The 22240-nt window shown below is 38.8% G+C and carries 16 protein-coding genes; 12 read left to right on the top strand and 4 right to left on the bottom strand.

The window, feature by feature from the left end:
* Window positions 1-14 precede the first annotated feature (14 nt).
* On the top strand, window positions 15-653 hold the full coding sequence (locus HJC33_RS05605; protein ID WP_171657819.1) for a lipoprotein signal peptidase: 639 nt from the start codon (window positions 15-17) through the stop codon (window positions 651-653).
* Here the strand turns inward: HJC33_RS05605 and HJC33_RS05610 are convergent.
* Complete coding sequence (locus HJC33_RS05610; RefSeq protein ID WP_171657820.1) at window positions 650-1210, bottom strand: 5-formyltetrahydrofolate cyclo-ligase; 561 nt, start codon at window positions 1208-1210, stop codon at window positions 650-652. The two genes, HJC33_RS05605 and HJC33_RS05610, sit on opposite strands and share 4 nt — an antisense overlap.
* A gap of 415 nt (window positions 1211-1625) precedes the next feature.
* On the opposite strand from HJC33_RS05610, the gene uvrC reads away from it, so the two are divergent.
* The 9 genes from uvrC to HJC33_RS05655 all read left to right on the top strand — a co-directional run bounded on the left by uvrC (window position 1626) and on the right by HJC33_RS05655 (window position 14639).
* Window positions 1626-3416, top strand: coding sequence for an excinuclease ABC subunit UvrC (uvrC, locus tag HJC33_RS05615; RefSeq protein ID WP_171657821.1), 1791 nt, complete (start codon window positions 1626-1628; stop codon window positions 3414-3416).
* Window positions 3417-3421: 5 nt separating this feature from the next.
* The gene (locus HJC33_RS05620) at window positions 3422-5698 is read left to right on the top strand and encodes a patatin-like phospholipase family protein (protein WP_171657822.1); all 2277 of its coding nucleotides are present in this window, start codon (window positions 3422-3424) and stop codon (window positions 5696-5698) included.
* 305 nt (window positions 5699-6003) lie between these two features.
* Window positions 6004-6786 carry a DUF3108 domain-containing protein gene (locus HJC33_RS05625; RefSeq protein WP_171657823.1) on the top strand — a complete coding sequence of 261 codons (783 nt, stop codon included), beginning with the start codon at window positions 6004-6006 and terminating at the stop codon, window positions 6784-6786.
* A 9-nt stretch (window positions 6787-6795) separates the two neighbouring features.
* Window positions 6796-7758, top strand: coding sequence for a tryptophan 2,3-dioxygenase family protein (locus HJC33_RS05630; RefSeq protein WP_171657824.1), 963 nt, complete (start codon window positions 6796-6798; stop codon window positions 7756-7758).
* A gap of 9 nt (window positions 7759-7767) precedes the next feature.
* Window positions 7768-9045, top strand: coding sequence for a peptidoglycan DD-metalloendopeptidase family protein (locus tag HJC33_RS05635; protein WP_171657825.1), 1278 nt, complete (start codon window positions 7768-7770; stop codon window positions 9043-9045).
* Between the two features lies 1 nt (window position 9046).
* Window positions 9047-10684, top strand: a complete 1638-nt coding sequence (pgi, locus tag HJC33_RS05640; RefSeq protein WP_171657826.1) for a glucose-6-phosphate isomerase — start codon at window positions 9047-9049, stop codon at window positions 10682-10684.
* Window positions 10685-10849: 165 nt separating this feature from the next.
* Window positions 10850-13531, top strand: coding sequence for a TonB-dependent receptor (locus tag HJC33_RS05645; protein ID WP_171657827.1), 2682 nt, complete (start codon window positions 10850-10852; stop codon window positions 13529-13531).
* Between the two features lie 89 nt (window positions 13532-13620).
* The gene (locus tag HJC33_RS05650) at window positions 13621-14058 is read left to right on the top strand and encodes a hypothetical protein (RefSeq protein ID WP_171657828.1); all 438 of its coding nucleotides are present in this window, start codon (window positions 13621-13623) and stop codon (window positions 14056-14058) included.
* 92 nt (window positions 14059-14150) lie between these two features.
* Window positions 14151-14639, top strand: a complete 489-nt coding sequence (locus HJC33_RS05655) for a hypothetical protein (RefSeq protein WP_171657829.1) — start codon at window positions 14151-14153, stop codon at window positions 14637-14639.
* Between the two features lie 9 nt (window positions 14640-14648).
* On the opposite strand, the gene HJC33_RS05660 is transcribed toward HJC33_RS05655, so the two are convergent.
* Window positions 14649-15689 (bottom strand): endonuclease/exonuclease/phosphatase family protein, encoded by a 1041-nt coding sequence (locus HJC33_RS05660; RefSeq protein ID WP_171657830.1) that lies wholly within the window; start codon window positions 15687-15689, stop codon window positions 14649-14651.
* A 103-nt stretch (window positions 15690-15792) separates the two neighbouring features.
* Here HJC33_RS05660 and HJC33_RS05665 point away from each other — a divergent pair, with 103 nt between their 5' ends.
* Both HJC33_RS05665 and HJC33_RS05670 read left to right on the top strand, forming a co-directional pair.
* Window positions 15793-18528, top strand: coding sequence for a TonB-dependent receptor (locus HJC33_RS05665; RefSeq protein WP_171657831.1), 2736 nt, complete (start codon window positions 15793-15795; stop codon window positions 18526-18528).
* Between the two features lie 12 nt (window positions 18529-18540).
* The gene (locus HJC33_RS05670; RefSeq protein WP_171657832.1) at window positions 18541-19905 is read left to right on the top strand and encodes a DUF5689 domain-containing protein; all 1365 of its coding nucleotides are present in this window, start codon (window positions 18541-18543) and stop codon (window positions 19903-19905) included.
* Between the two features lie 38 nt (window positions 19906-19943).
* Here HJC33_RS05670 and HJC33_RS05675 read toward each other — a convergent pair whose 3' ends face one another.
* Together HJC33_RS05675 and HJC33_RS05680 are read right to left on the bottom strand one after the other, a co-directional pair.
* Window positions 19944-21347 (bottom strand): purple acid phosphatase family protein, encoded by a 1404-nt coding sequence (locus HJC33_RS05675; RefSeq protein WP_171657833.1) that lies wholly within the window; start codon window positions 21345-21347, stop codon window positions 19944-19946.
* A 186-nt stretch (window positions 21348-21533) separates the two neighbouring features.
* Window positions 21534-22064, bottom strand: coding sequence for a lipid-binding SYLF domain-containing protein (locus HJC33_RS05680; RefSeq protein ID WP_171657834.1), 531 nt, complete (start codon window positions 22062-22064; stop codon window positions 21534-21536).
* Window positions 22065-22240: the final 176 nt, after the last annotated feature.

Raw genomic sequence — 22240 nt, forward strand, 5'->3', positions numbered from 1 at the left:
TCTCTTTTAAAACCATGAATTTAAAGAAGTCCTTGCTGGTAATACTACTGATTCTCTTAGCTGACCAAATCAGTAAAATATATATCAAAACCAATTTTGTTTACGAACAGACTGAAATTATTTTTTCGTGGTTCAAAATCTACTTTATAGAAAATTCTGGTGCTGCTTGGGGTACCAAATTGAGCGATTTTTTACCCATCTCAGAATCGACAGGAAAACTAATTTTGACCATCTTTAGGATTTTTGCGGTCTTTGGAATTGGTTATTGGCTTTGGGACATCATACAGAAGAAATCTCCCAAAACTCTGATTTTTGCTGTTTCCTTAATTTTTGCCGGAGCTTTGGGAAATATTATAGATTCTGTCTTTTATGGAATGTTGTTTGATCATAGCTACGGACAAGTTTCTACTCTTTTTGCCGACGAACCTTATGGAAGCTTGTTTCATGGCAAGGTGGTAGATATGCTTTATTTCCCAATGATTGATACCACATGGCCAGACTGGGTTCCATCTTTTGGGGGTAAACCATTTCGTTTTTTTGAACCTGTCTTTAACATTGCGGATACGGCCATAAGTACCGGAGTTGGTATCTTGATTGTTTTCAATAAAAAAGCATTTCCCAAGAAAGAGGAAAGTGAAAGAACGGAGGATTAAAATTTATAGATTTCGTTGGGGCAGATGCAGTAGTCCAATTTCACATCATTTTCGTGAACATCTGTAATAAGCTCTTCGGGGCCAAAGAAAGAAAGCCCAATCTTGATTACGTCTTTTCTGCACTTGTTTAGAAAGGTGTCGTAGAATCCTTTGCCATAGCCCACACGGTTTCCTTTTTTGTCAAACGCCAACAGTGGAAGAAAAACCACATCAATTTTTTCGTCGGGAATGGTGATGCCATCTGTAGGCTCGGGAATGTTCCATTTATTTTTTTTAAAAATGGTACTGTCCGTTAATAGGTAATTGTCCATGGAGTTTTCGCCGCTAACTTTTGGAATAACTACATGTTTGTCCTTTCCCTGGAGCAAAGTAATGATGGGGAGTGTATCTACCTCTCTATTCTCTTGAATGCTCAAGAAAACATGGAAATAAAAAAAATCCCATAATGGGATTCTAAGTACATGATTAGATAAAGCTATACTGTAATCTGATATTTGAGCATCACTTAAGTCAGCTCTCAGATCTTTGTATTTTTTTCTTAGTTCATGTTTCAACATCTAATGTTGAAAGAGTTTGGGGTGTGTTTGGGATATAGTTAATGCTATTCTCTTGTTGAAACAGAGAAAAAGATTTTGAAGAACAACATCAAAATCAAGTACATTCCCAAAACGATAACATAGTTTTCCATCGAATTGTATTTATATGGTTAAATGTAGGTAAAAGAATTGAAAATTTCACTATGAAATGCATTTTTTATCGATGAAATACATCATTTTTAGCAGCAGTTTAACAATTTTTAGACACTTTTAAAGGTTTTTTTGCGCGTAATGAGGTGATGACCAGAAAGATTTGACATAAAACCATTAGATCAAAAGATGGAATTGTAAAGGCAAAAAAGTAATCCATCAACTTTAATTCAAAACACTGCAAATAAGATTTATTTTTGTTATAGTGTCAACCTCTGGAGATTATATGTCCAAACAATCCTCAATAGATGTACAAATCAGTACACTTCCCAATAGTCCGGGAGTGTATCAGTTTTATGATGATGATGAAAAAATCCTATATGTAGGTAAGGCAAAGAACCTTAAAAAAAGAGTCTCTTCTTATTTTAATAAAAAACAAGAATACGGAAAGACTCGGGTTTTGGTAAAAAAGATACGGTCCATCAAACATATTGTGGTATCTACAGAATCTGACGCCCTACTTTTAGAAAACAACCTGATCAAGAAATTACAGCCTCGATATAATGTAATGTTGAGGGACGACAAATCATACCCATGGATCTGCATTAAAAATGAGCGTTTCCCAAGAGTTTTTCCAACTCGTAAGCTTATAAAGGATGGTTCTGAATACTTTGGCCCCTACACCAGTATGAAAACTGTGAGGACATTGTTGGATTTGATCAAAGGTCTTTATCCTTTACGTACTTGTAATTATGATTTGTCTGAAGAGAAAATAGCAGCTGGCAAATACAAAGTGTGTCTGGAATATCATTTGGGCAATTGTTTAGGGCCATGCGAAGGGCTTCAAACAGAGGATGAATACCACGGACAGATTGAAGATATCAGACAAATTATCAAAGGCAACTTTAAAGGGTCCTTGCAGTCGTTTCGCATAAAAATGAAGGAACTGGCCAGTAATATGGAGTTTGAAAAGGCGCAGAGGGTAAAGGATAAAATCGAAATCTTGGAAAATTATCATGCCAAATCAACAGTGGTAAATCCCAAGATCAATAATGTGGATGTGTTTACCATCATTTCTGATGAAACCCATGGATATGTCAACTTTTTACAACTTTCACACGGTTCAATTATTCGATCTCATACCATGGAGATCAAGAAAAAACTGGAAGAAACCGATGAGGAACTATTACAATTGGCCCTTACTGAAATTAGGCAGCGGTTCAAATCACTTTCTAAAGAAATTTACTTGCCGTTTCCTGTAATGGTAGAAGAAGATGTGAAGATTACTTTGCCCAAACTTGGCGATAAGAAACGCCTTTTGGAGCTTTCTGAGCGCAATGCTCGTTTTTATAGACAGGATAGACTAAAACAGATAAAAATTACCGATCCAGATAGGCATGCAAAGCGACTGATGGCGCAAATGAAAGCCGATTTGAGACTTTCTGAAGAACCAACACATATTGAATGTTTTGATAATTCAAACATTCAGGGAAGCAACCCTGTGGCCGCTTGTGTTGTCTTTAAAAACGGAAAGCCTTCAAAAAAAGACTATAGGCATTTCAATATTAAAACTGTGGAAGGCCCAGATGATTTTGCCAGTATGGAAGAGGTGATCTTTAGAAGATATAGAAGGCTATTGAATGAAGAAGAGCCATTGCCTCAGTTAATAGTTATCGATGGGGGAAAAGGTCAATTGTCCTCTGCCCTAAAAAGCTTGGATATTTTAGGTCTTAGAGGAAAGATTGCTATAGTGGGCATTGCCAAGCGCTTAGAGGAAATTTATTTTCCAGAAGATCCTGTGCCATTGTATCTGGACAAAAGATCTGAGACCTTAAAAGTAATACAGCAATTGAGGAACGAGGCCCATAGGTTTGGCATAACGCATCACAGAAATAAGAGAAGCAAAGGAGCCATAAATTCGGAGTTGGAAAGTATTGAAGGAATCGGAGAGAAAACTGCTGAACAGTTATTGAAAAATTTTAAATCTGTTAAGCGAATAAAAGAAGCCACCATAGAAAGCTTGGCAGAATCTGTAGGCATGGCGAAGGCGAAAAAAATATATAAAACCTTTCATTGATTAAGATGAGCATCCATAAGATAATTCCGTTACTAGTTTTTTTATTCTTTGGTGCTTTGGCATGGTCCCAGACCGATGTTGATAAAACGTCGCCAAAAGTAGGCTTGGTATTGAGTGGCGGTGGAGCAAAAGGGTTGGCGCATATTGGCGCGCTTAAAGTTATTGAGGAGGCTGGGATTAAAATTGATTATATCGGCGGAACCAGTATGGGGGCTATTGTTGGTGCGCTTTATGCTTCAGGGTATTCTGCACATGAATTGGATTCCATTTTTAGGGTAACGGATTTTGCAGGGATGATTCAAGATAACGTTCCTAGAGGAGCCAAAACTTTCTACGAAAAAGAAGATTCTGAACGATATGCGCTCACCCTCCCTTTTACAAATTTTAATGTATCGTTTCCACAGGCCATTTCTGGAGGTCAAAATATTTATAATGAATTGGTACGACTTTTATTTCATGTGAAGGATGTTCAAGATTTTAAAAAGTTACCCATTCCTTTTTTGTGTATTGCTACAAATGTGGAAACCGGTGAAGAGATTCTACTGGATGGAGGATACCTGCCCGAAGCCATTATGGCAAGTGGCACTTTTCCGTCACTTTTTGAGCCATCGGAAATTGATAATATGATTTTGATAGATGGCGGGGTGGTCAATAATTATCCCATCGATGAGGTAAGGGATTTAGGAGCTGATTTGATTATTGGGGTGGATGTGCAACACGACTTGTCAACTAGGGAATCTTTATCTTCCGCCACTGAGATTTTGTTGCAGATCAATAATTACAGGACGGTCAACGATATGAAGGAGAAATCCAAGAGAACCGATATCTACATTAGACCGGATATTGACCAATTTTCAGTAATTGATTTTGAACGAGGAATTGAAATTATGGCTAGTGGTGAAGAAGGTGCTTTGACCAAAATTTCAGAATTGCAACATGTGGCCCAAAACCAAAATAATCTGACTTCAGTTGAGGATAAACAAAGAATTCAAGCACAGGATAGTCTCATTATAAATCGATTGATTATTAGAGGTAACGATAGGTATACACGTGGATACATCAAGGGAAAATTAAGGTTCAATTTGGCAGAGAAAATTTCTTTTGACAAATTAAAACAAGGGATGAACAACTTATCGGCAACGGGTAACTTTAAGGCCATTCGCTATGAATTGGTGTCCAACGGATTGGGAACAGACCTAATCCTTAAGCTCAAGGAAAATCCAACAAAAATGTTCTTGAAGGTAGGGGCCCACTACGATGATCTATACAAAAGTGCCGCTTTGATCAACCTTACCAAGAAAAACTTTTTACTTAAAGATGATGTGGCTTCCTTTGATTTTATTCTTGGTGACCACATAAGATATAACCTCCAATATTATATTGATAAAGGATATTACTGGAGTTTTGGAGTCAACTCAACATTTACCAATTTTGGAGAGGAAATTGATTATGGATTGATTCGCGGAAATTTTGATGTGCCCAATGACCCCAACATCAGTGAAATAAATTTGGACGTGACAGATTTGACCAATCAGATTTATTTGCAAACTGTTTTCCGGGAGGAATTTGGAGTTACTTTGGGAGTAGAACATAAATTGTTGCGCTATAGTACAAAAACCATTAATGAGATTGTAGAAGATAATGATGGCACTCCCCCTCCATCCTCTTCTGATAGGACCTATTTTGAAGATTCAAATTATTTCAGTGCTTTTGGAAAAATAACCTTGGACACCTATGATGATAAGTATTTTCCGACTAAAGGGGTCTTTTTTGATAGTGACTTACATTTATACTTGTTCTCTTCGGATTTCAATGATAATTTCAGGGAATTCTCTGTTGGAAAAGCGAGGTTGGGCACCGCCTTTCCTGTACTGGACAATCTTAGCCTTAATCTAGAAACTGAAGGAGGCTTAAAGTTGGGGACGTCAAGTGTAACTTCCTTTGATTTTGTTCTTGGAGGCTTCGGCAATGACTTTGTGAATAATTTTATACCCTTTTTTGGTTATGATTTCTTAAGTCTGCCGGGCAACAGTTTTGTAAAGGCCTACGGAAGATTGGATTATGAAATTGCTCCAAAAAACCATCTTATGTTTTCTGCAAATTTCACCAATGTTGCGGATGATCTTTTTAGAACTGGGGATTGGTTCAAGGAACCCAGTTATTCTGGATACGGTGTGGGTTACGGTCTCGAATCCTTTTTTGGCCCAGTACAGATTTACTATTCATGGTCGCCTCAAAATAATCAAAGCAATGTTTTTTTTAGTGTAGGGTATTGGTTTTGATGCATGAGTTTCTTAACTATTTACTAAAAAACCTCAATTAACAACTAGTATAGTTAAAGTCCGTTAAAAACTTATTTTCCTACAAAACCTTGCTGTATCTTTACAGCAAATAAGGGGTGGTTCCCTTATAACTTTAAGTATTGGTTTTTCATAATTTAAAGTTTGGTTGGTTATTTAGGAAAAGCCCAGTTTGTAAACTGGGCTTTTTTTGTGTATACTATTTTGGAACAAGTTTTGTTTAAGTAATTGTAAATCTATCAGCCTCAGAATGTGATTTTAGTAACTTTATACCAATTTTATTGCTTATGAAAAAGGCTCTTATTGTTTTGTACTTACTGTTATCGTTACCGGCAATGTCCCAAAAATTTACGCCGGCGTTCAAATCTGGTGAATGGCTCAAGTTCAGGATTCACTATGGATTTCTTAATGCCAGTTACGCCACACTGCACTTAAGTTCCAAGAATTTAGATAGTGTTCCGGTGTTTCATGTAGTTGGAAAAGGAAAGACCACTGGCTTTGCAAGTATCTTTTTTAAGGTGGACGACACCTATGAAAGCTATTTTGGCCGATATGATGGCAAACCCTATCGATTTATAAGAAAAATAAACGAGGGAGGATATACCAAGGATATCGAAATAGATTTTCATTACGACGAAGAAAAAGCTATCCTAACAGATAATAAAAATGGCACTGCAATGGACATTGCCGTCCATGATCGTATACAAGATTTGCTATCTGCCAGCTATTTTCTAAGGAACAATTACAACCTAGAAGAGTTTGAAGAAGGCCAATCCATAAACTTGGATATGCTTTTTGATGACGATGGGGTCTATAAATTTAAACTAAAATTTTTGGGCAAAGAGGTCATCCGAACGAAGTTTGGGAAAGTAGAATGTGTTAAATTTAGACCCTTGGTTCAATCTGGCCGTGTTTTTAAAGAACAGGAAAGTCTTACACTATGGGTCTCAAATGATTTAAATAAAATCCCTGTACGAATCAAAGCTGATTTGGCAGTAGGATCCCTAAAAGCTGATTTGGATGCCTATAATGGACTGAGGAACCAGTTTAAAATAATTATGAAGGAATAGTAATAGTAGATGAACAACGGTGACCGGATCAAGTCCCAAATCAACAAACTTGAGGAGAAATATAAAAATTCTGGACAAGACCTAAGCTCTTATTTGGATGGTCTTCTCTATCAGCGTTATCTAACATATTGGGATTACATTCATTTAGATACGCTTTTAAGTATACAAGTACCCCGAACCCATTTTCCAGATGAAGAAATCTTCATCATGTACCACCAGATTACAGAGTTGTACTTTAAACTGATTCTGCACGAGCAAAAACAAATTGTGGAGGACAGGTCACAGGATGTTGATTTTTTCATTGAAAAAGTGAGCAGGATCAACAATTATTACAAAGCCCTCATTTCCTCCTTTAGTATAATGATCAAGGGAATGGAACGAGAACAATTTCTTCGGTATAGAATGGCTTTGCTGCCTGCCAGCGGGTTTCAATCTGCACAGTATCGTATGATTGAGATTTATTCCACTCCTATGGAAAACTTGGTGCACCATACAGAAAGGGAATCTTTCTCAGAGAAAGATACCATAGAAGAACTCTTTGAGCACATTTATTGGAAAAAAGGAGCAACAGATGTCAACACTGGAGAAAAAACATTGACTCTAAAACAATTTGAAATTAGATACACGCCGCGATTGTTAAGAATAGCCAATCAGGTTAAGAATAGCAACGTATATCATAAATACCTTCAGTTGCCAGAGCAATCAAGGAAAAATGAAAATTTGATCAAGGCCTTAAAAGATATGGATGTGAATGCAAATGTCAATTGGCCGTTGATGCACATGGGCTCGGCATATAGATATTTAGCCAAGGCAGATAGGGATGTTGATGCCACTGGAGGCACCAATTGGAAAGAGTTTTTACCCCCCGGTTTTCAGAAAATAATATTTTTCCCAACTTTGTATACAGAAAATGAGATTGATACATGGGGAAAACAATGGGTAGACCATATATTCAACCCAGCAAATAGTTAGATTTTTAGAATGCAAAGAATTTTTGGGGCAATCTTGGCATTGATGGTTTTGGCATCGTGCAAACAAGACAAAGTTGTAGTGAATGAGTTGGTTCAATCGGAAACGCTTGAAAAAGTTCCAACAACTCATTTTGGCTTTAATTTGGATGAATTTAATGTAGTAAAAGATACCGTTAAGTGGGGAGATAGCTTTGGTGAACTTATGCTGAAAAACAAAGTAGAGTATCCAAAGATTGCCACAATTTCTGAAAATTTCAAGGACACTTTTGATGTAAGGAAAATCCAAGTGGGAAAGCCCTACTTTATCTTAAAATCCAAGGACACTTCTGAAGTAGCAGAAGTTTTCATTTATGAAAATGACCGTATCAATTATACGGTAGTGGACCTAAGGGATAGCGCTGTGGCCTATAAGAGCAAAAGAAAGGTAAGATATGTGGAGCGCGAAGTGGGAGGTGTCATCCACAGTAGTCTTTCGCAGGCCCTCGATAGTTTGGGAGTAGATTACAATGTTACCATAGACCTTTCTGAAATCTACGCATGGACCATTGATTTCTTCCGACTGGAAAAAGGAGACCGTTTTAAGGTAATTTATGATGAACGCTACATCAATGATAGTATTTATGCAGGTCGTGGCCCTATAAAAGCTGCACTTTTTGAACATAAGGGAAAACCAATTTACTCCTTTCCCTATGTCACCGATTCTTTGAAGAACATATTGGACTACTATGATCATGAAGCCAATAATTTGCGCAGCACTTTTTTAAGAGCTCCCATAAAGTTTGGGTACCGATTATCCTCTCGTTATAACCTAAAACGTAGAATCGCTTATTACGGTTACAAAGTTAGGCCACATTTAGGAACGGATTATGCAGCACCTATTGGAACTCCAATCATTGCTACTGCCGATGGTACCGTCACAGAATCCACGAGAAGGGGAGGTAACGGAAAATATGTTAAGATTAGACACAATGGCACCTATAGCACTCAATACCTCCATATGAAAAAACAAAAGGTGAAAAGAGGAGAATTTGTGAGGCAAGGAGATGTAATTGGCTGGGTTGGTATGACTGGAAATACAGGTGGCCCTCATGTATGCTATCGTTTTTGGAAAAATGGAAGACAGGTAGATCCTCTCAGAGAAAAATTACCGACTGCGGAACCCATTGCAGATTCTATTAGAACAGATTATTTAAATTACATACAGCCCTTAAAAGAACAGCTGGACTGCATAGAATATATTGAACCAAAATTTGAACCTGAAGACAATACTATAACGCTCAACCAGTAAAATGGCACTACCTACAATCAACCCCACAGAAACACAAGCCTGGAAAAACCTTCAAGAACATTATCAACTAAACAAAGACGAACACCTAAAAGACCTTTTCGCTTCCAATCCTAAGCGGGGAGAACAGTTTTCTATACTTTGGAATGATTTTTTGGTGGACTATTCAAAAAATAGAATCACCGAAGAAACAGTGTCCCTTCTTTTGGATTTGGCCAATGAAGTTGGATTGAAAGAAGCAATCTCCAGTTACTTTGGAGGAGAATTGATCAATCAAACCGAAGGAAGAGCGGTGCTTCACACTGCCTTGAGAGCCAAAAAAGAAAATCAAGTTTTTGTAGATGGAAAAAATGTAATCGAAGAAGTGTTTGAGGTCAAGGAAAAGATAAAATCCTTTACTGAGGCAATAATTTCGGGAAACAAAAAAGGATATACCGGAAAACCTTTTACCGATGTGGTCAACATTGGGATTGGCGGATCGGATTTAGGTCCTGTAATGGTAACGGAAGCCCTAAAATTTTACCAAAATCATTTAAAGGTTCATTTTGTGAGCAACGTTGATGGCGATCACGTTCATGAGAGTTTGAAGGGACTTGACCCAGAGACCACATTGTTCGTTATTGTTTCCAAGTCGTTCACTACCCAAGAGACCTTGTCCAATGCATTGACCATTAAAAAGTGGTTTCTAAAACATGCGTCAGAAAAAGATGTAGCGGCACATTTTGTGGCAGTATCTACCAATCTGGCCAAAATTGATGAATTTGGAATTGCGCAAGAAAACGTATTTCCCATGTGGGATTGGGTTGGTGGTCGATTTTCACTTTGGAGTGCTGTAGGACTATCGATAGCTTTGGCGGTAGGCTATCAAAATTTTGAAGAATTACTGTCCGGAGCCAATGAGATGGATCTCCATTTCAAGGAAACCCCATTTTCGGAGAATATTCCAGTTGTTTTGGCCTTGTTGAGTGTGTGGTACAACAACTTTTATGGCGCAGAAACAGAAGCTATAATTCCCTATACCCAATATCTTAACCGCTTTTCTGCCTATTTACAACAAGGCATTATGGAAAGTAATGGGAAAAGCATGGACAGAAATGGTAATCGAGCCAATTATGAAACGGGAACCATTATTTGGGGAGAACCAGGAACCAATTCGCAACACGCATTTTTTCAATTGATCCATCAAGGGACAAAGTTGATACCTACAGATTTTATTGGTTTCAAGAAGTCGTTACATGGTGATGTGGACCATCACAACAAACTTATGGCCAACTTTTTTGCCCAGACCGAAGCTTTGATGACGGGTAAGACCAAGGAAGAGGTTCGAGAAGAGCTTAAAAGTCAGAATCTATCAGAAAAAGAGTTGGAATCCTTGGTGCCGTTCAAAGTATTTGAGGGCAACAAACCTACAAATACTCTCCTCATTGAGAAACTTACCCCTAAAGCATTAGGTGCGCTTGTAGCCTTATATGAACACAAAATCTTTGTGCAAGGGGTTATTTGGAATATCTTCAGTTATGATCAATGGGGTGTTGAGTTGGGCAAACAATTGGCAAAGACCATTCTTGCAGATATCGAAGATTCAGGAAATGGCGATCATGACGGCTCTACAGTAAACCTTTTACAATTTTTTAAGAAATAATCTACAATTCAGTAAAATTCCTTCAGATTTAATTGATTGAATTGCAATTACTTATATTGCATTGCCTGCTCATAGGGCCTTGATTTCTTAACGTTGCGTTAACACCACAGAGGTCAAAAAGCAAGATTTTTGCCAAACAATTCAAAACAATTAAACACTGTTAAAATGAAAAGAATCTACTTGGCTTTTGCGGCGATTTTAACGTCAGCATTGGCATTTTCACAAGGAACAATTACTGGTACTGTTGTAGATGGTGAGCTAGGAGGCCCACTTCCAGGTGCTAGTGTATTGGTTCAAGGCACATCGACGGGAACATCAACTGATTTTGATGGGAATTTTACTTTAGAAGTTTCTGAAGGTTCAGGTACTTTGGTTATATCCTATATAGGATTTGTATCCAAATCTGTTCCATTTTCCTCTACAGGAAGTGTAGGCACCATTTCTTTATCTCCAGATGCTGAAGAATTAGAAGGAGTTGTAGTCGTAGGAACAGGGATTATTGACTTGGCTTCGGATAGACAAACTCCGATTGCTGTATCGTCGGTTCCTGTAAAAGTAATTCAAGAAAAAATAGGAACACAAGACGTTACTATGACGTTGGTGAATACTCCATCAGTTTATGTTTCAGGACAATCTGGTGGATTTGGTGACACCAATATGAGGGTAAGAGGTTTTGAGCAAGACAACACTGCTTTCTTACTTAATGGTCAACCGATCAATGGTATGGAAGACGGATTGATGTACTGGTCTAACTGGTCTGGATTAAATGACATTGCCAAAGGGGTGCAGATTCAACGTGGATTGGGCTCTTCTAAATTGGCCATTTCTTCTGTTGGAGGTACGGTGAACTTTGTAACTAAGGCTACTGAGATGAATGAAGGTGGGTTTGCATATTCTACAGTTGCGAATAATAACTACATTAAGACCACAGCTGGTTACAACACCGGAATTTCTGAAAAAGGATGGGGTCTTACTGCTATGTTCTCCCACTGGCAAGGTGATGGCTATAATGAAGGAAACTTTGGTGAAGGTCAAACTTACTTCTTTTCTGTGGGTTACAGGCCTAATGACAATCACAACTTTAACTTCTTGATTACAGGAGCTCCCCAGTTCCATGATCAGAACTTTACCAAATCCATTTCTGATTACTTGGAGTATGGATTTCAGTACAACAACAACTGGGGTACTTATAACGGAGAGTACAAAACCGAAAGAAGAAATTTCTATCACAAGCCAGTTGCCAACCTTAACTGGGACTGGGTATTAGATTCATCTACAAGCCTTTCCACAGTACTTTATGCTTCTTGGGGTAACGGTGGAGGCACAGGTGACCGTGGAAATAGAATCAGAACTGATGAAGGTCGTATAGATTATGATGCTATCTATGCCCAAAACGCACAGGTTCCTAATGGAGCTGGGGTTTATTTTGGTTCTGATGATGCATACATTACAAGAGCTTCCATGAACTTGCACAACTGGTATGGGCTTATTTCAAACTTTGAAAAGAAATTCTCTGATAACCTTACTTGGAATGCAGGTTTTGATTTAAGAACATATTACGGAAAGCACTTTAGAGTAGTATCTGATTTTCATGGTCTAAACTCTTGGACAGAGAACATCAGATTAAGAGACCAAAACAATAACCATGAAACTTATGGAAGTTTTGGCACCTATAAATTTGTTACTGCTACGGAAAGCTTTAGGCCTTCAGGATGGGCAGCTGCATTCAATAGTTATGATGAAACTCAGAAAATAGCGTATAACAATGAGGAAAGAATTTCTTATGGAGGTTTCTTTACCCAATTGGAGTATGCTACTGATACATTCTCTACTTTCTTCCAAGGTTCTATCTCAAATCAGTACCACCAAAGGTTTGACCCATTTCAGTATGCTGATCAATCACTTATTGATGGGACTTCTCCACAGTGGACGGGAGAGCCTTTGCCAGCAGGGATTACTGATGGTGTAGATTCCGAAAAAGTAAATAATCTTGGATATAACGCCAAGGCTGGATTTAGTTATAAACCAACTTCTCAGCACAGTTTCTATGCTAATGTAGGTTACTATAATCGTCAACCATACCATGATAATATCTACTTGAACTTTACTAATCAAGTAAATCCATTGACTGAAAACGAGAAGATTTTTGGTTTGGAGGCTGGTTATGGCTTTAGAACTAATGTGTTCTCCGCCAATGTTAACTTGTACAGGACTTCTTGGAAGGATAGAGTTGAAACAAGTTCAGATTTTGTTGATGATGTAGTTCAGTATACTTCTAACTTTGGAACAGAGCAATTACACTCTGGAGTTGAGTTAGATGCTAAGTTAAGACCAGTAAGTGGGCTTACCATCAACGGATTTGCATCTGTTGGTAATTGGGAGTATGTTGGAGAGGCAGTCACTCAGGTTACCGATGAAGAACGAAATGTACTAAGCACTGAAACTGTTGATATTGATGGCGGGAAAGTAGGTGGTGCTGCCCAATTATCAGGAGGTCTAGGATTTGCATACAGAATTAATAAGATGTTCTCTTTCGATTCTGATTATAGATTCTATGACAATCTTTACGCAGATGTTGGTGCAATCAAAGAAAACTTGGAATTACCCTCTTTCAGCTTAGTTGATGCAGGGGTTACTTTTACCTTACCTGTTGGTGTAGACAAATCAAACCAGTTTAAGATAAGAGCAAATATGAACAACGTATTTGATACAGAGTATATTTCTAGATTGACTACAGCAAACTTTGTTGAAGCTGGAGATGAAACCTATGATGGTTTGGCAGTTTCCAACAGAGGTTATTTTGGATTAGGAAGAACTTGGAATGTAACTATTCGTTACGATTTCTAGGATTCTCTAAAAATTATAGCAAAACCCTGCCAATCGGCAGGGTTTTTTTATTCCCAAAATCATTACATTTAAGCATTCAAATTGTACCTATGGAAATCATCAAGAACCTACACTCCTATCTGGCCTACGTGGTATTGGCCGTTTTACTAATTGCAGTGATCAATGCGCTTTTGGGCTGGATCAATAAAAGGGATTTCACCATGCACAAAGATTTAAGAATTAGTCTTTTTGCATTGATTCTAAGCCACATTCAGTTAGTGGTGGGACTTATCCTATACTTTGTTTCCGCTAATGGCTTAAAAGCTATACAAGCCTTGGGTATGGGAGGGCTAAATGCTCCTGCCCGACTATTGGCCTTGGAACATCCCGTAATCAATATCATCGCCTTGGCGTTGATCACCATAGGTTGGTCCAGACACAAAAGATTAATGGAGAGCAGCAAAAAATTTAAAAGCATTGGTATTTTCTACGGTCTGGGGCTTTTACTTATTTTGAGTCGTATTCCATGGGGACAATGGTTTGCTTAGAAGTTGCATTCCATCGAATACACAGGGGTTAAATTCTTTTTAGGGTTTATTTTTTGTACTTTTTACTATGTAAAAACAATAAGTATCAACCTATGAAAACATTTATTTCACTGTTATGTTTAGGTCTCGCTTTTAGCTTTCATTGCGAGGCTCAAAGAATATCCAAGAACGCTATTGGAATTAGAATTGGCGATGATGACGGTTTTGATTCCCTAGGTGCCGAAGTTAGTTATCAAAGGGCTCTTTTTGATAACAATAGATTGGAATTGAATTTAGGTATTCGGGGCGAAAAGGATGTATACGATGCTTTTAAGTTAGTGGGTCTTTATCAATGGATAATGCCCCTAGATCAATCTTTTCATTGGTATGTAGGGGCCGGCGCAGGTGTTGGTAGTGTGGATTTTGACAATGGAGGTTCCAATTCGTTTGCGCTCTTGACGGGTAATATTGGAATTGAATATAATTTTAAAATACCATTGCTCCTTTCGCTGGATTTACGACCAGAATTGGGCTTAGGAGACGAGGACTATGGTGACGGCTTTGACTTTGACCTCGGCTTGGGAATCAGGTACCAGTTCTAAGGTAGAAGTTCAATTTATCATTGCTTTGATCAAATAAAGGTATACCGGGAAGTGGTCACTGTACCCCCCGGTATAGCTTCCTCCAGAGTAGGTGCGTAGCGGATAACCCTTATATTTTCCTTCGGTGGTTCGGATATATGCAGGAGTAAATATTCCCGCTTTCCAATAGGACAATGTTTGTTTTGAATCATCCAAAATGCTCGGTGTCATAAAAAATTGGTCAAAAAGATTCCATTTGTCGCGGTATGCCAAAGACCCTATACCATTTCTATATAATTTTTCCATGGGATTAAAAAGGGAGATACTGTCCAGTTGATTGACCTTGCCCTTAGTTTTTAGAATTTTTTTTAAGCTATCGTCCCTTGGGTCATCATTAAGGTCACCCATACTTATAATTTTGGCATTCACATTCAATTTTTGAATAGAATCAATAATACGCTTGTTCAGCAAAGCTGCCCTAATTCGTAAAGGATTGCTTTTAGAAGCACCACCTCTTCGGGAAGGCCAATGATTCACGATAAAATGGAATTCCTCTCCATCCATTACGCCACCCACCACAAGCTGATCTCGAGTATAATCCCTTTCCCCCAAATCATCAAAGAGCAATAACCTACGGCTTTGAAACGATGAGGGAATAAATGAAGATTTTTTATAAAGCAAGGCTACATCTATACCCCGTTGATCGGGAGAATCAAAATGGACAATTCCATAATTTTTTCCCAGAAGATTACGATGATGGATCAAATCCTCAATTACTTTTCTATTTTCAACTTCGCAAAGACCAATAATATCTGGAGAAGACCCAGACACCGTTTTACCTATCTGCGCTAAAACCTGGGAGATGTTTTCCAATTTTCGGGCATAACGTTCCTGAGTCCATTGGTACTTCCCTTCCGGAGTACGGTCATCATCAAAGGTGAGCGAATCGTTTTCAATGTCAAAAAGGTTTTCAACATTGTAAAAAGCAATGGTCCGAATTTTATAAGTTTTGGAAACTTGTCCGTTAAGTGAGGTCGATATTAATACAAGTAGGCATATTAATAATCGCATTTATATTTTGATTTTGCGACTAAAATAAGTAAGATTGCACACATTTCTTACAACCTCTTTAGTAATAACCCCAATTTTTGTTTAATTAACCTACTCATTAGCTATGAGAACAGCTTTGTTCTGGGCTGTGTTTTGCTGTGCCATAATGCAATATGGTCAGCAGAACACTACTATTTCGGGGAATATTTTAGAGAAAGGGTTGAAACGACCAATTGCTAATGCCGAAATTACCATTGATAATCTTTCAGAAAAGTTTTTTACCGATGGTGATGGAACATTTTCGATACAGATTTCCCTTTCAGGAGAGTCCATTTTAAAAATTACTTCAGACGGTTTTGTTACCCAAAACTTCGCGGTTTTTTTAGATGGAACACCAATTGATCTAGGGGAGATTTACTTAGACAAGGATTTGGTTCAGGAAAAGACAGACAATCTGTTGACCCTTACCGATGCTGAACTTTTTGATGATGACCAAACTGTTTCCTCATCTCTGGGTATTCTTCAATCTACCAGGGATGTTTTCTTAAATCGTGCTGCTTTTGATTTTGGCCAAGCCTTTTTTAAGGTAAGAGGTTATGATTCTCGTAATGGTAATGTGCTCATCAATGGTATTTCCATGAATAAATTCTTTGATGGAAGACCACAATGGAATAATTGGGGAGGACTCAATGATATAGTAAGAAATCAAGAATTTACCAACGGACTTGCCGTCAATCCCTTCACTTTTGGAGGAATATTGGGCAACACCAATATTGACATGAGACCTTCTGGGTTCAGACCCGGGATTCGATTGTCCAGCTCTGCTTCCAATAGAACTTATAGGGGACGATTGATGGCCACATATAATTCCGGATTACAAGAAAATGGATTGGCTTACTCCGTTTCAACTTCACGAAGATGGGCCAAAGAAGGATATGTGGAAGGCACTTTATACGATGCCTATTCTCTTTTCGGCACTTTGGAATATCAGATAAATTCCACCAATGCAGTTGCATTAACGGCTATTCTGGCCCGAAACAGGAGAGGACGTTCAGCAGCTATTACAGAGGAAGTTTTTGATTTGATGGGGAGTCAATATAATCCATATTGGGGCAATCAGGATGAAAAAATCAGAAATGCTAGGGAGCGAGACATTTTTGAGCCCATTTTTATGTTCAATTACTTTGTAAGGTCCAAAAAATGGAGCTGGACCACTGGAATTGGATATCAGTTTGGAACCAATTCCAGAAGCAGGTTGGGTTATTTTAATGCGCCCAATCCAGACCCTACATATTACAGATACTTGCCCAGCTATCATTTAAACAGCTCAATAGGCGCAGATTTTTACAATGCAAATTTGGCAAAGGAAGGACTTTTAAATACGCCTCAATTACAATGGGCAGATCTTTACAAGGCCAATACTGCCAATACTGGAAAAGCGGCTTATCTACTTTATGATGATGTTGTCAAGGACAATCAGATTATGGCTTCAACCGCAGTGACCCATAGTATCAATGAACATATCAAGTTGGGAGGCGGGTTTAATTTTAAAAAATTGACTTCCCAGAATTTTGCCCAGATAGAAGATTTATTAGGTGCCGATTTCCATGAGGACATGGATTCATTTTCCAACACTTTGAACGATGTCCAGGGAAGCTTGACCAAAACTGCAGGAGAAAAATTCAATTACAACTACAAACTGGAAGCTTCACAAATGGATGCTTTTGGCCAGTTAGAAATGGGTGGAAAAAACTGGAACGGTTTAGCGTCAGCCTCTTTTGTAAATTTTAACGTGCAACGAAATGGCCTGTTTGCCAATGAGCGCTTTTTGGAGAATTCCATGGGGCCAAGCGAGAAAGTATCAATAGGTGGACTGTCATTTAAAGGAGGATTGAGCTATTACCTAACAAGAAGGCATTGGTTTTCAGTAAACGGAGCTAAATTGGAAAGACCGCCTACCATTCAGAATATTTTCATCAACCCAAGAGAGAACAATACTGTGGTTCCAGAAATTCAAAAAGAAACCATTACCACTGTAGACCTTAGCTATTTTATTCGGCTACCGGACATCACGGGAAGGGTGAGCGCATTTTATACCCGTTTTCAAAATACTACGGACATCAATTTCTTTTTTGTGGATTCTGGCTTAGGGTCAGATTTTGTTCAAGAAGTCATCACTGGGTTGGATAGACTTCATAAAGGGATTGAATTTGGAATGGAGTATCAAGCCTCATCAAGTGTAAAGTTATCAGTGGTTGGAAATTTGGGACACTATGTTTACGCCAGTGACCCATCAATCCAAATAAATTTTGATACCGCGGGAGCTGAAGAAGACCTCATCGCCCCAGAAGGGAATATCGATTTGGGCATTGCCAATCTGAAAGATTTAAGGTTGGCTCAGGGGCCTCAAACTGCAATTGCCTTCGGAATTGAGTACCGAAGCCCTAAATATTGGTGGGTTGGAGCCAGTGCAAACTATTTGACCAATAATTATAGCGGTCTTTCTACAATTACACGGACCAAAAGCTTTCTTCTAGACCCAGAAACTGGAGCGCGTTTTCCAGATGCAACCGATGAAAATGTAGCTGAATTATTACAGCAACATCCACTGGATGAAATCTATCTGTTGAATTTGATTGGAGGAAAATCTTGGATTGTTGGCAAGAAATACATCAGTGTTTTTGCCAGCGTGAACAACCTTTTCAGTTCCATTTTCAGAACTGGGGGATATGAACAGAGCCGAAATGGCAATTATGGGCAATTGACTCAGGATAATCAGAGTGGCAGCCCATCCTTTGGGCCAAAGTACTGGTACAGCTTCGGGAGAACCTATTTTTTGAATTTGGCCATAAGCTTTTAATCAGCAATAATTATGAAACGTATCTTAAATACATCTGTAGCACTTTTTATGTTGATGCTAGGCTTGTCATGTGTTGACGGAAGAGATTTTGACCGTTTGGAAGCATCTTGTACCCAAGATTTAGAAGCAAATATCAGCTTCGCCGAGCTTGAAGGTTTTTTGGAAGAGGAAGTCATACAAATACATGAAGATTTGGTTTTGGAGGGTTATGTCATTTCTTCGGATCGCGCAGGAAACTTTTATGGAGAACTTTATCTGCAAGATACTCCAGCAAATCCCACCCAAGGATTACAAATTGAGATTGACCTTAGGGAATCCCATTTTTGGTACGAAGAAGGAAGCAAGGTTTTAGTAAAACTGAAAGGGCTTTACTTGGGAAAAAGTGGAGAAGACTTAAAAATAGGAAGTGCCTTTACATCTTTTGGCAATATTTCAGTAGGAAGGTTGCCCGCACTTCAGGTGAAAGAACATATTTTTCGTTCCTGTGCTACTGCGGAAATAGTTGAACCTACTTTAACTACAATCTCCAATATTGATGAGCTTCCGGCCAACACTTTAGTGCGCCTTGATGCCGTGGAATTTGTAGAGGAGGATTTAGGGCAACCCTTTGCCATTGAAGGAGAGGAAACCGAAAGAAGATTGAAAGATTGTGAAGAAATCGAAATTGTGATGGTCAATAGCGGATACGCAGATTTTCAGGCAGAGCTATTACCTGAAAGTAATGGGACCATAACCGCGGTTCTTCTCAAGAATGGAGTTGCACCCAGCTTGGTTATTCGAGATTTGCACGATATTGATTTTACCCAAGAACGCTGCCCAGAAGTTATTACCGAGTTTACATCCAACCATATTTTTATTTCAGAATTGGCCGACCCAGAGAACAATTCAGGAGCAAGGTTTGTAGAACTCTACAATTCAGATGCTGAGCCCTTGGATTTGAACTTATGGACGCTTCGACGGTATACCAATGCCAATACCGAAGCAGGCTCTTCCATAGACTTATCTGGGCTTGTGATTGAAGCAGAGAGTACTTTGGTTATTTCCCCAAATGCTCCAGAATTTGAATTGGTCTATGGTTTCTCTCCAGATTCAGGCGTGTCTACCAATACCCCGGCAGATTCCAATGGAGATGACAACATAGAATTAGTGGATCCCTTCGGAACTGTAATCGATGCTTTTGGTATAATTGGCGAGGATGGGTCTGGCACCAACCATGAATTTGAAGATGGGCGAGCAGTTCGGAACCCAGATATTACCATAGGGAATCCCAACTACAACTTTCAAGAGTGGACCTTATACAACGACACAGGAGAAGCAGGGACCATTAAACAACCACAAAACGCGCCAGAAGATTTTACTCCTAGTTTAAGGGAGTGATTCTTATAATTCCAAAAACCCCTAATTCTAAAGAAGTCCTACTCCTTCACAAAATCCTTTTTCAAACGTAAGGGAACTTCCGCTTCCAAGTTGGTGAGGGTTTTGCTGCCGTCAGCGGCCTTTTGCAGTTCAAACCCATCGTACAAGCTGCCCAGTGGTGTAAAAGCTTGGTATTTAAGTTTGTTGCCCTCCACAGAGATTATCTGGAACAGCTGGGTAAATTCACCTCTTTTATACATCCAATCCCGATCTTGCGATTGGTACATTTTAGGTCCACTTACCGAAACGGCATAGACCGTTCCCGCATCAGAGACTACTGTTTTACCCTCACCATTGTTGGCATCATATCCTCTGGCATAAGTGTGGTCATGACCTTGAAGCACTAGATCAACCCCATATTTGTCAATTAAAGGTTTTAACCCTTCGCGGAGTTCTTTGTTGTCGCGTCCCTTAGCCGTGGAATAAATGGGGTAGTGTAAAAATAGTGTGGTCCATGTTTTGGTATTCTCAGACAATACCTTGTCCAACCACGCTATAATGATGTCCCGATGCTTGGCATGGCTATTAAAATATTTGGCATCTATGGAAACCAACCGCATATTGCGGTAGTCCATGGTGTAAAAAGTTTCTTCAAAATCAACAGCAGGGCCATTTTTGGGCAAATTGAACTGCGGTTCCCATAAAACTGATAAATCCCCTCCTTTATATTCATGGTTTCCTGGAGTCATGATGCTCGGCACGGTGGCATGAAGATAACTGCCAGCATAAAACCACTCTCCCCATTCCTGATTGGATTCACTATGATTGATCAAATCCCCAGCATGCATCATAAAATCAACTTCGGGCACCATCTGATAGGATTTTCGGATTACTCTGGACCACATCGATTTTACATCGTTCTGCGCATCTCCAAAATAAACAAAACTAAAAGGCTTGTTCTGATCCATATCTGGAACTGTAATTTGGAACCACTCGCTCCACGTAGGTGCATTGATGTCATCTCCGTAGCCAACATGGTACACATAGGTCTTGCCAGGCTCCAATCCATCAACTAGGGCAGAATGGTAGGCTGCCTTCACCAAAGGCTCATTATCCCTTTTGTTCTCATTTTCGAACATTTGGGTAGTTGCTTTGATGCGTCTGGCTACACCCGGTAGGCGATGATCAGGGCCATGTCCTTCAGGAGCTACTTCAACAAAAGCTTCTTTTACACTTTGTTCGCTTCGCCAGTTTACCGCAAAACTGTGTGTTGGGTCTTCAGTAAGGTTGACAATAATCCTATCTGGCACTTTGGATGGAAAGATAAGTTTGTGGGCAGGTACCCCAGAATGATACTGATAATGACTATGACCATGTGCTTCCTCACCCTTATCTTGGCCAAAGGCTAAGGTTCCGAAAAGAAATAGTAGACCTAGTGTAAAATGTGATAGATGTAGCTTCATGTGTTTTTGGTTTTCTGATATTGGATTTGATGTAATTACAAAAGTCCAGTAATTCAGGCTGAATTCATTGGAAAACATTCATAATTAACGGAAATTTAAATTACCGTCTTGTTGACTTCAGAAATGAAAAAAGGAGCAAAAATAGCTCCTTTGTAATATCGTTTCTTTTTTGGATTAAGAGATTTGTTAGAATGGTTTATATCCAAACTTTTGACCGCCAACTGAAGCATCTGCCATAAGTCCAGCTTTGGGCAATGCAAAAACGGCAATACCTTCCTTATATTTTGCATTAAAGGCAATTCCCGATTTTAGGGCGACTGCCGAAGTCTCAGCTGAAAACTGGAATTTACCCTCTTTAAAACGTTCCAAATCCACTGGGGTTTCAAAAAAAATGATTTCAATTATAGCTTGTCCGCCAGCCTGAAGACCAACGTTCAACTTTTTAAGATTGGCCATGCCAATAGCTTCACCTTTTTCATAAACAACACCATTTCCTGAGGCTCCACCAATAATAAAACCACCCTTTCCTACATTAGGGAAAAGTACATAACCTGCAGATTCCTCAAAAAAGCGTTCCAATCCACTATCTGCTTGCAAAAGTGTTTTTTTTGCCTTTTTGGCGTCGTTCATAATTTTTCGGTCTTTCTTACTTTGGGCCATGGTTACAGTACCAACCAATAGTAGTAATAGCAAAGCAAAAGATTTCATTTTGTTCATAGCGTTCTCATTTAAAATCTATCTCAAAAGTAAAAAACAAACCCCATCCAATAAGAAAAGGGTTTGCCAATAAGTGTTAACAAAAAGAAGAGCCCCTATTCTGGTTTGCCTTTTCCAGGAAAATTCTCGAAAAACCAATTAACACTATAAATAGACAATCCTTATGAATTAATAGT

Source organism: Flagellimonas amphidinii (genome assembly GCF_013090115.1).
In the GTDB taxonomy this organism is placed as follows: domain Bacteria; phylum Bacteroidota; class Bacteroidia; order Flavobacteriales; family Flavobacteriaceae; genus Flagellimonas; species Flagellimonas amphidinii.

What these genes read in the sequence shown, in the direction of transcription:
- HJC33_RS05605 (WP_171657819.1), top strand. Translation starts at nt 15, where the DNA reads ATGAATTTAAAGAAGTCCTTGCTGGTAATACTACTGATTCTCTTAGCT.
- uvrC (WP_171657821.1), top strand. Translation starts at nt 1,626, where the DNA reads ATGTCCAAACAATCCTCAATAGATGTACAAATCAGTACACTTCCCAAT.
- pgi (WP_171657826.1), top strand. Translation starts at nt 9,047, where the DNA reads ATGGCACTACCTACAATCAACCCCACAGAAACACAAGCCTGGAAAAAC.
- HJC33_RS05665 (WP_171657831.1), top strand. Translation starts at nt 15,793, where the DNA reads ATGAGAACAGCTTTGTTCTGGGCTGTGTTTTGCTGTGCCATAATGCAA.
- HJC33_RS05625 (WP_171657823.1), top strand. Translation starts at nt 6,004, where the DNA reads ATGAAAAAGGCTCTTATTGTTTTGTACTTACTGTTATCGTTACCGGCA.
- HJC33_RS05655 (WP_171657829.1), top strand. Translation starts at nt 14,151, where the DNA reads ATGAAAACATTTATTTCACTGTTATGTTTAGGTCTCGCTTTTAGCTTT.
- HJC33_RS05680 (WP_171657834.1), bottom strand. Translation starts at nt 22,064, where the DNA reads ATGAACAAAATGAAATCTTTTGCTTTGCTATTACTACTATTGGTTGGT.
- HJC33_RS05650 (WP_171657828.1), top strand. Translation starts at nt 13,621, where the DNA reads ATGGAAATCATCAAGAACCTACACTCCTATCTGGCCTACGTGGTATTG.
- HJC33_RS05630 (WP_171657824.1), top strand. Translation starts at nt 6,796, where the DNA reads ATGAACAACGGTGACCGGATCAAGTCCCAAATCAACAAACTTGAGGAG.
- HJC33_RS05620 (WP_171657822.1), top strand. Translation starts at nt 3,422, where the DNA reads ATGAGCATCCATAAGATAATTCCGTTACTAGTTTTTTTATTCTTTGGT.
- HJC33_RS05670 (WP_171657832.1), top strand. Translation starts at nt 18,541, where the DNA reads ATGAAACGTATCTTAAATACATCTGTAGCACTTTTTATGTTGATGCTA.
- HJC33_RS05645 (WP_171657827.1), top strand. Translation starts at nt 10,850, where the DNA reads ATGAAAAGAATCTACTTGGCTTTTGCGGCGATTTTAACGTCAGCATTG.
- HJC33_RS05675 (WP_171657833.1), bottom strand. Translation starts at nt 21,347, where the DNA reads ATGAAGCTACATCTATCACATTTTACACTAGGTCTACTATTTCTTTTC.
- HJC33_RS05660 (WP_171657830.1), bottom strand. Translation starts at nt 15,689, where the DNA reads ATGCGATTATTAATATGCCTACTTGTATTAATATCGACCTCACTTAAC.
- HJC33_RS05635 (WP_171657825.1), top strand. Translation starts at nt 7,768, where the DNA reads ATGCAAAGAATTTTTGGGGCAATCTTGGCATTGATGGTTTTGGCATCG.
- HJC33_RS05610 (WP_171657820.1), bottom strand. Translation starts at nt 1,210, where the DNA reads ATGTTGAAACATGAACTAAGAAAAAAATACAAAGATCTGAGAGCTGAC.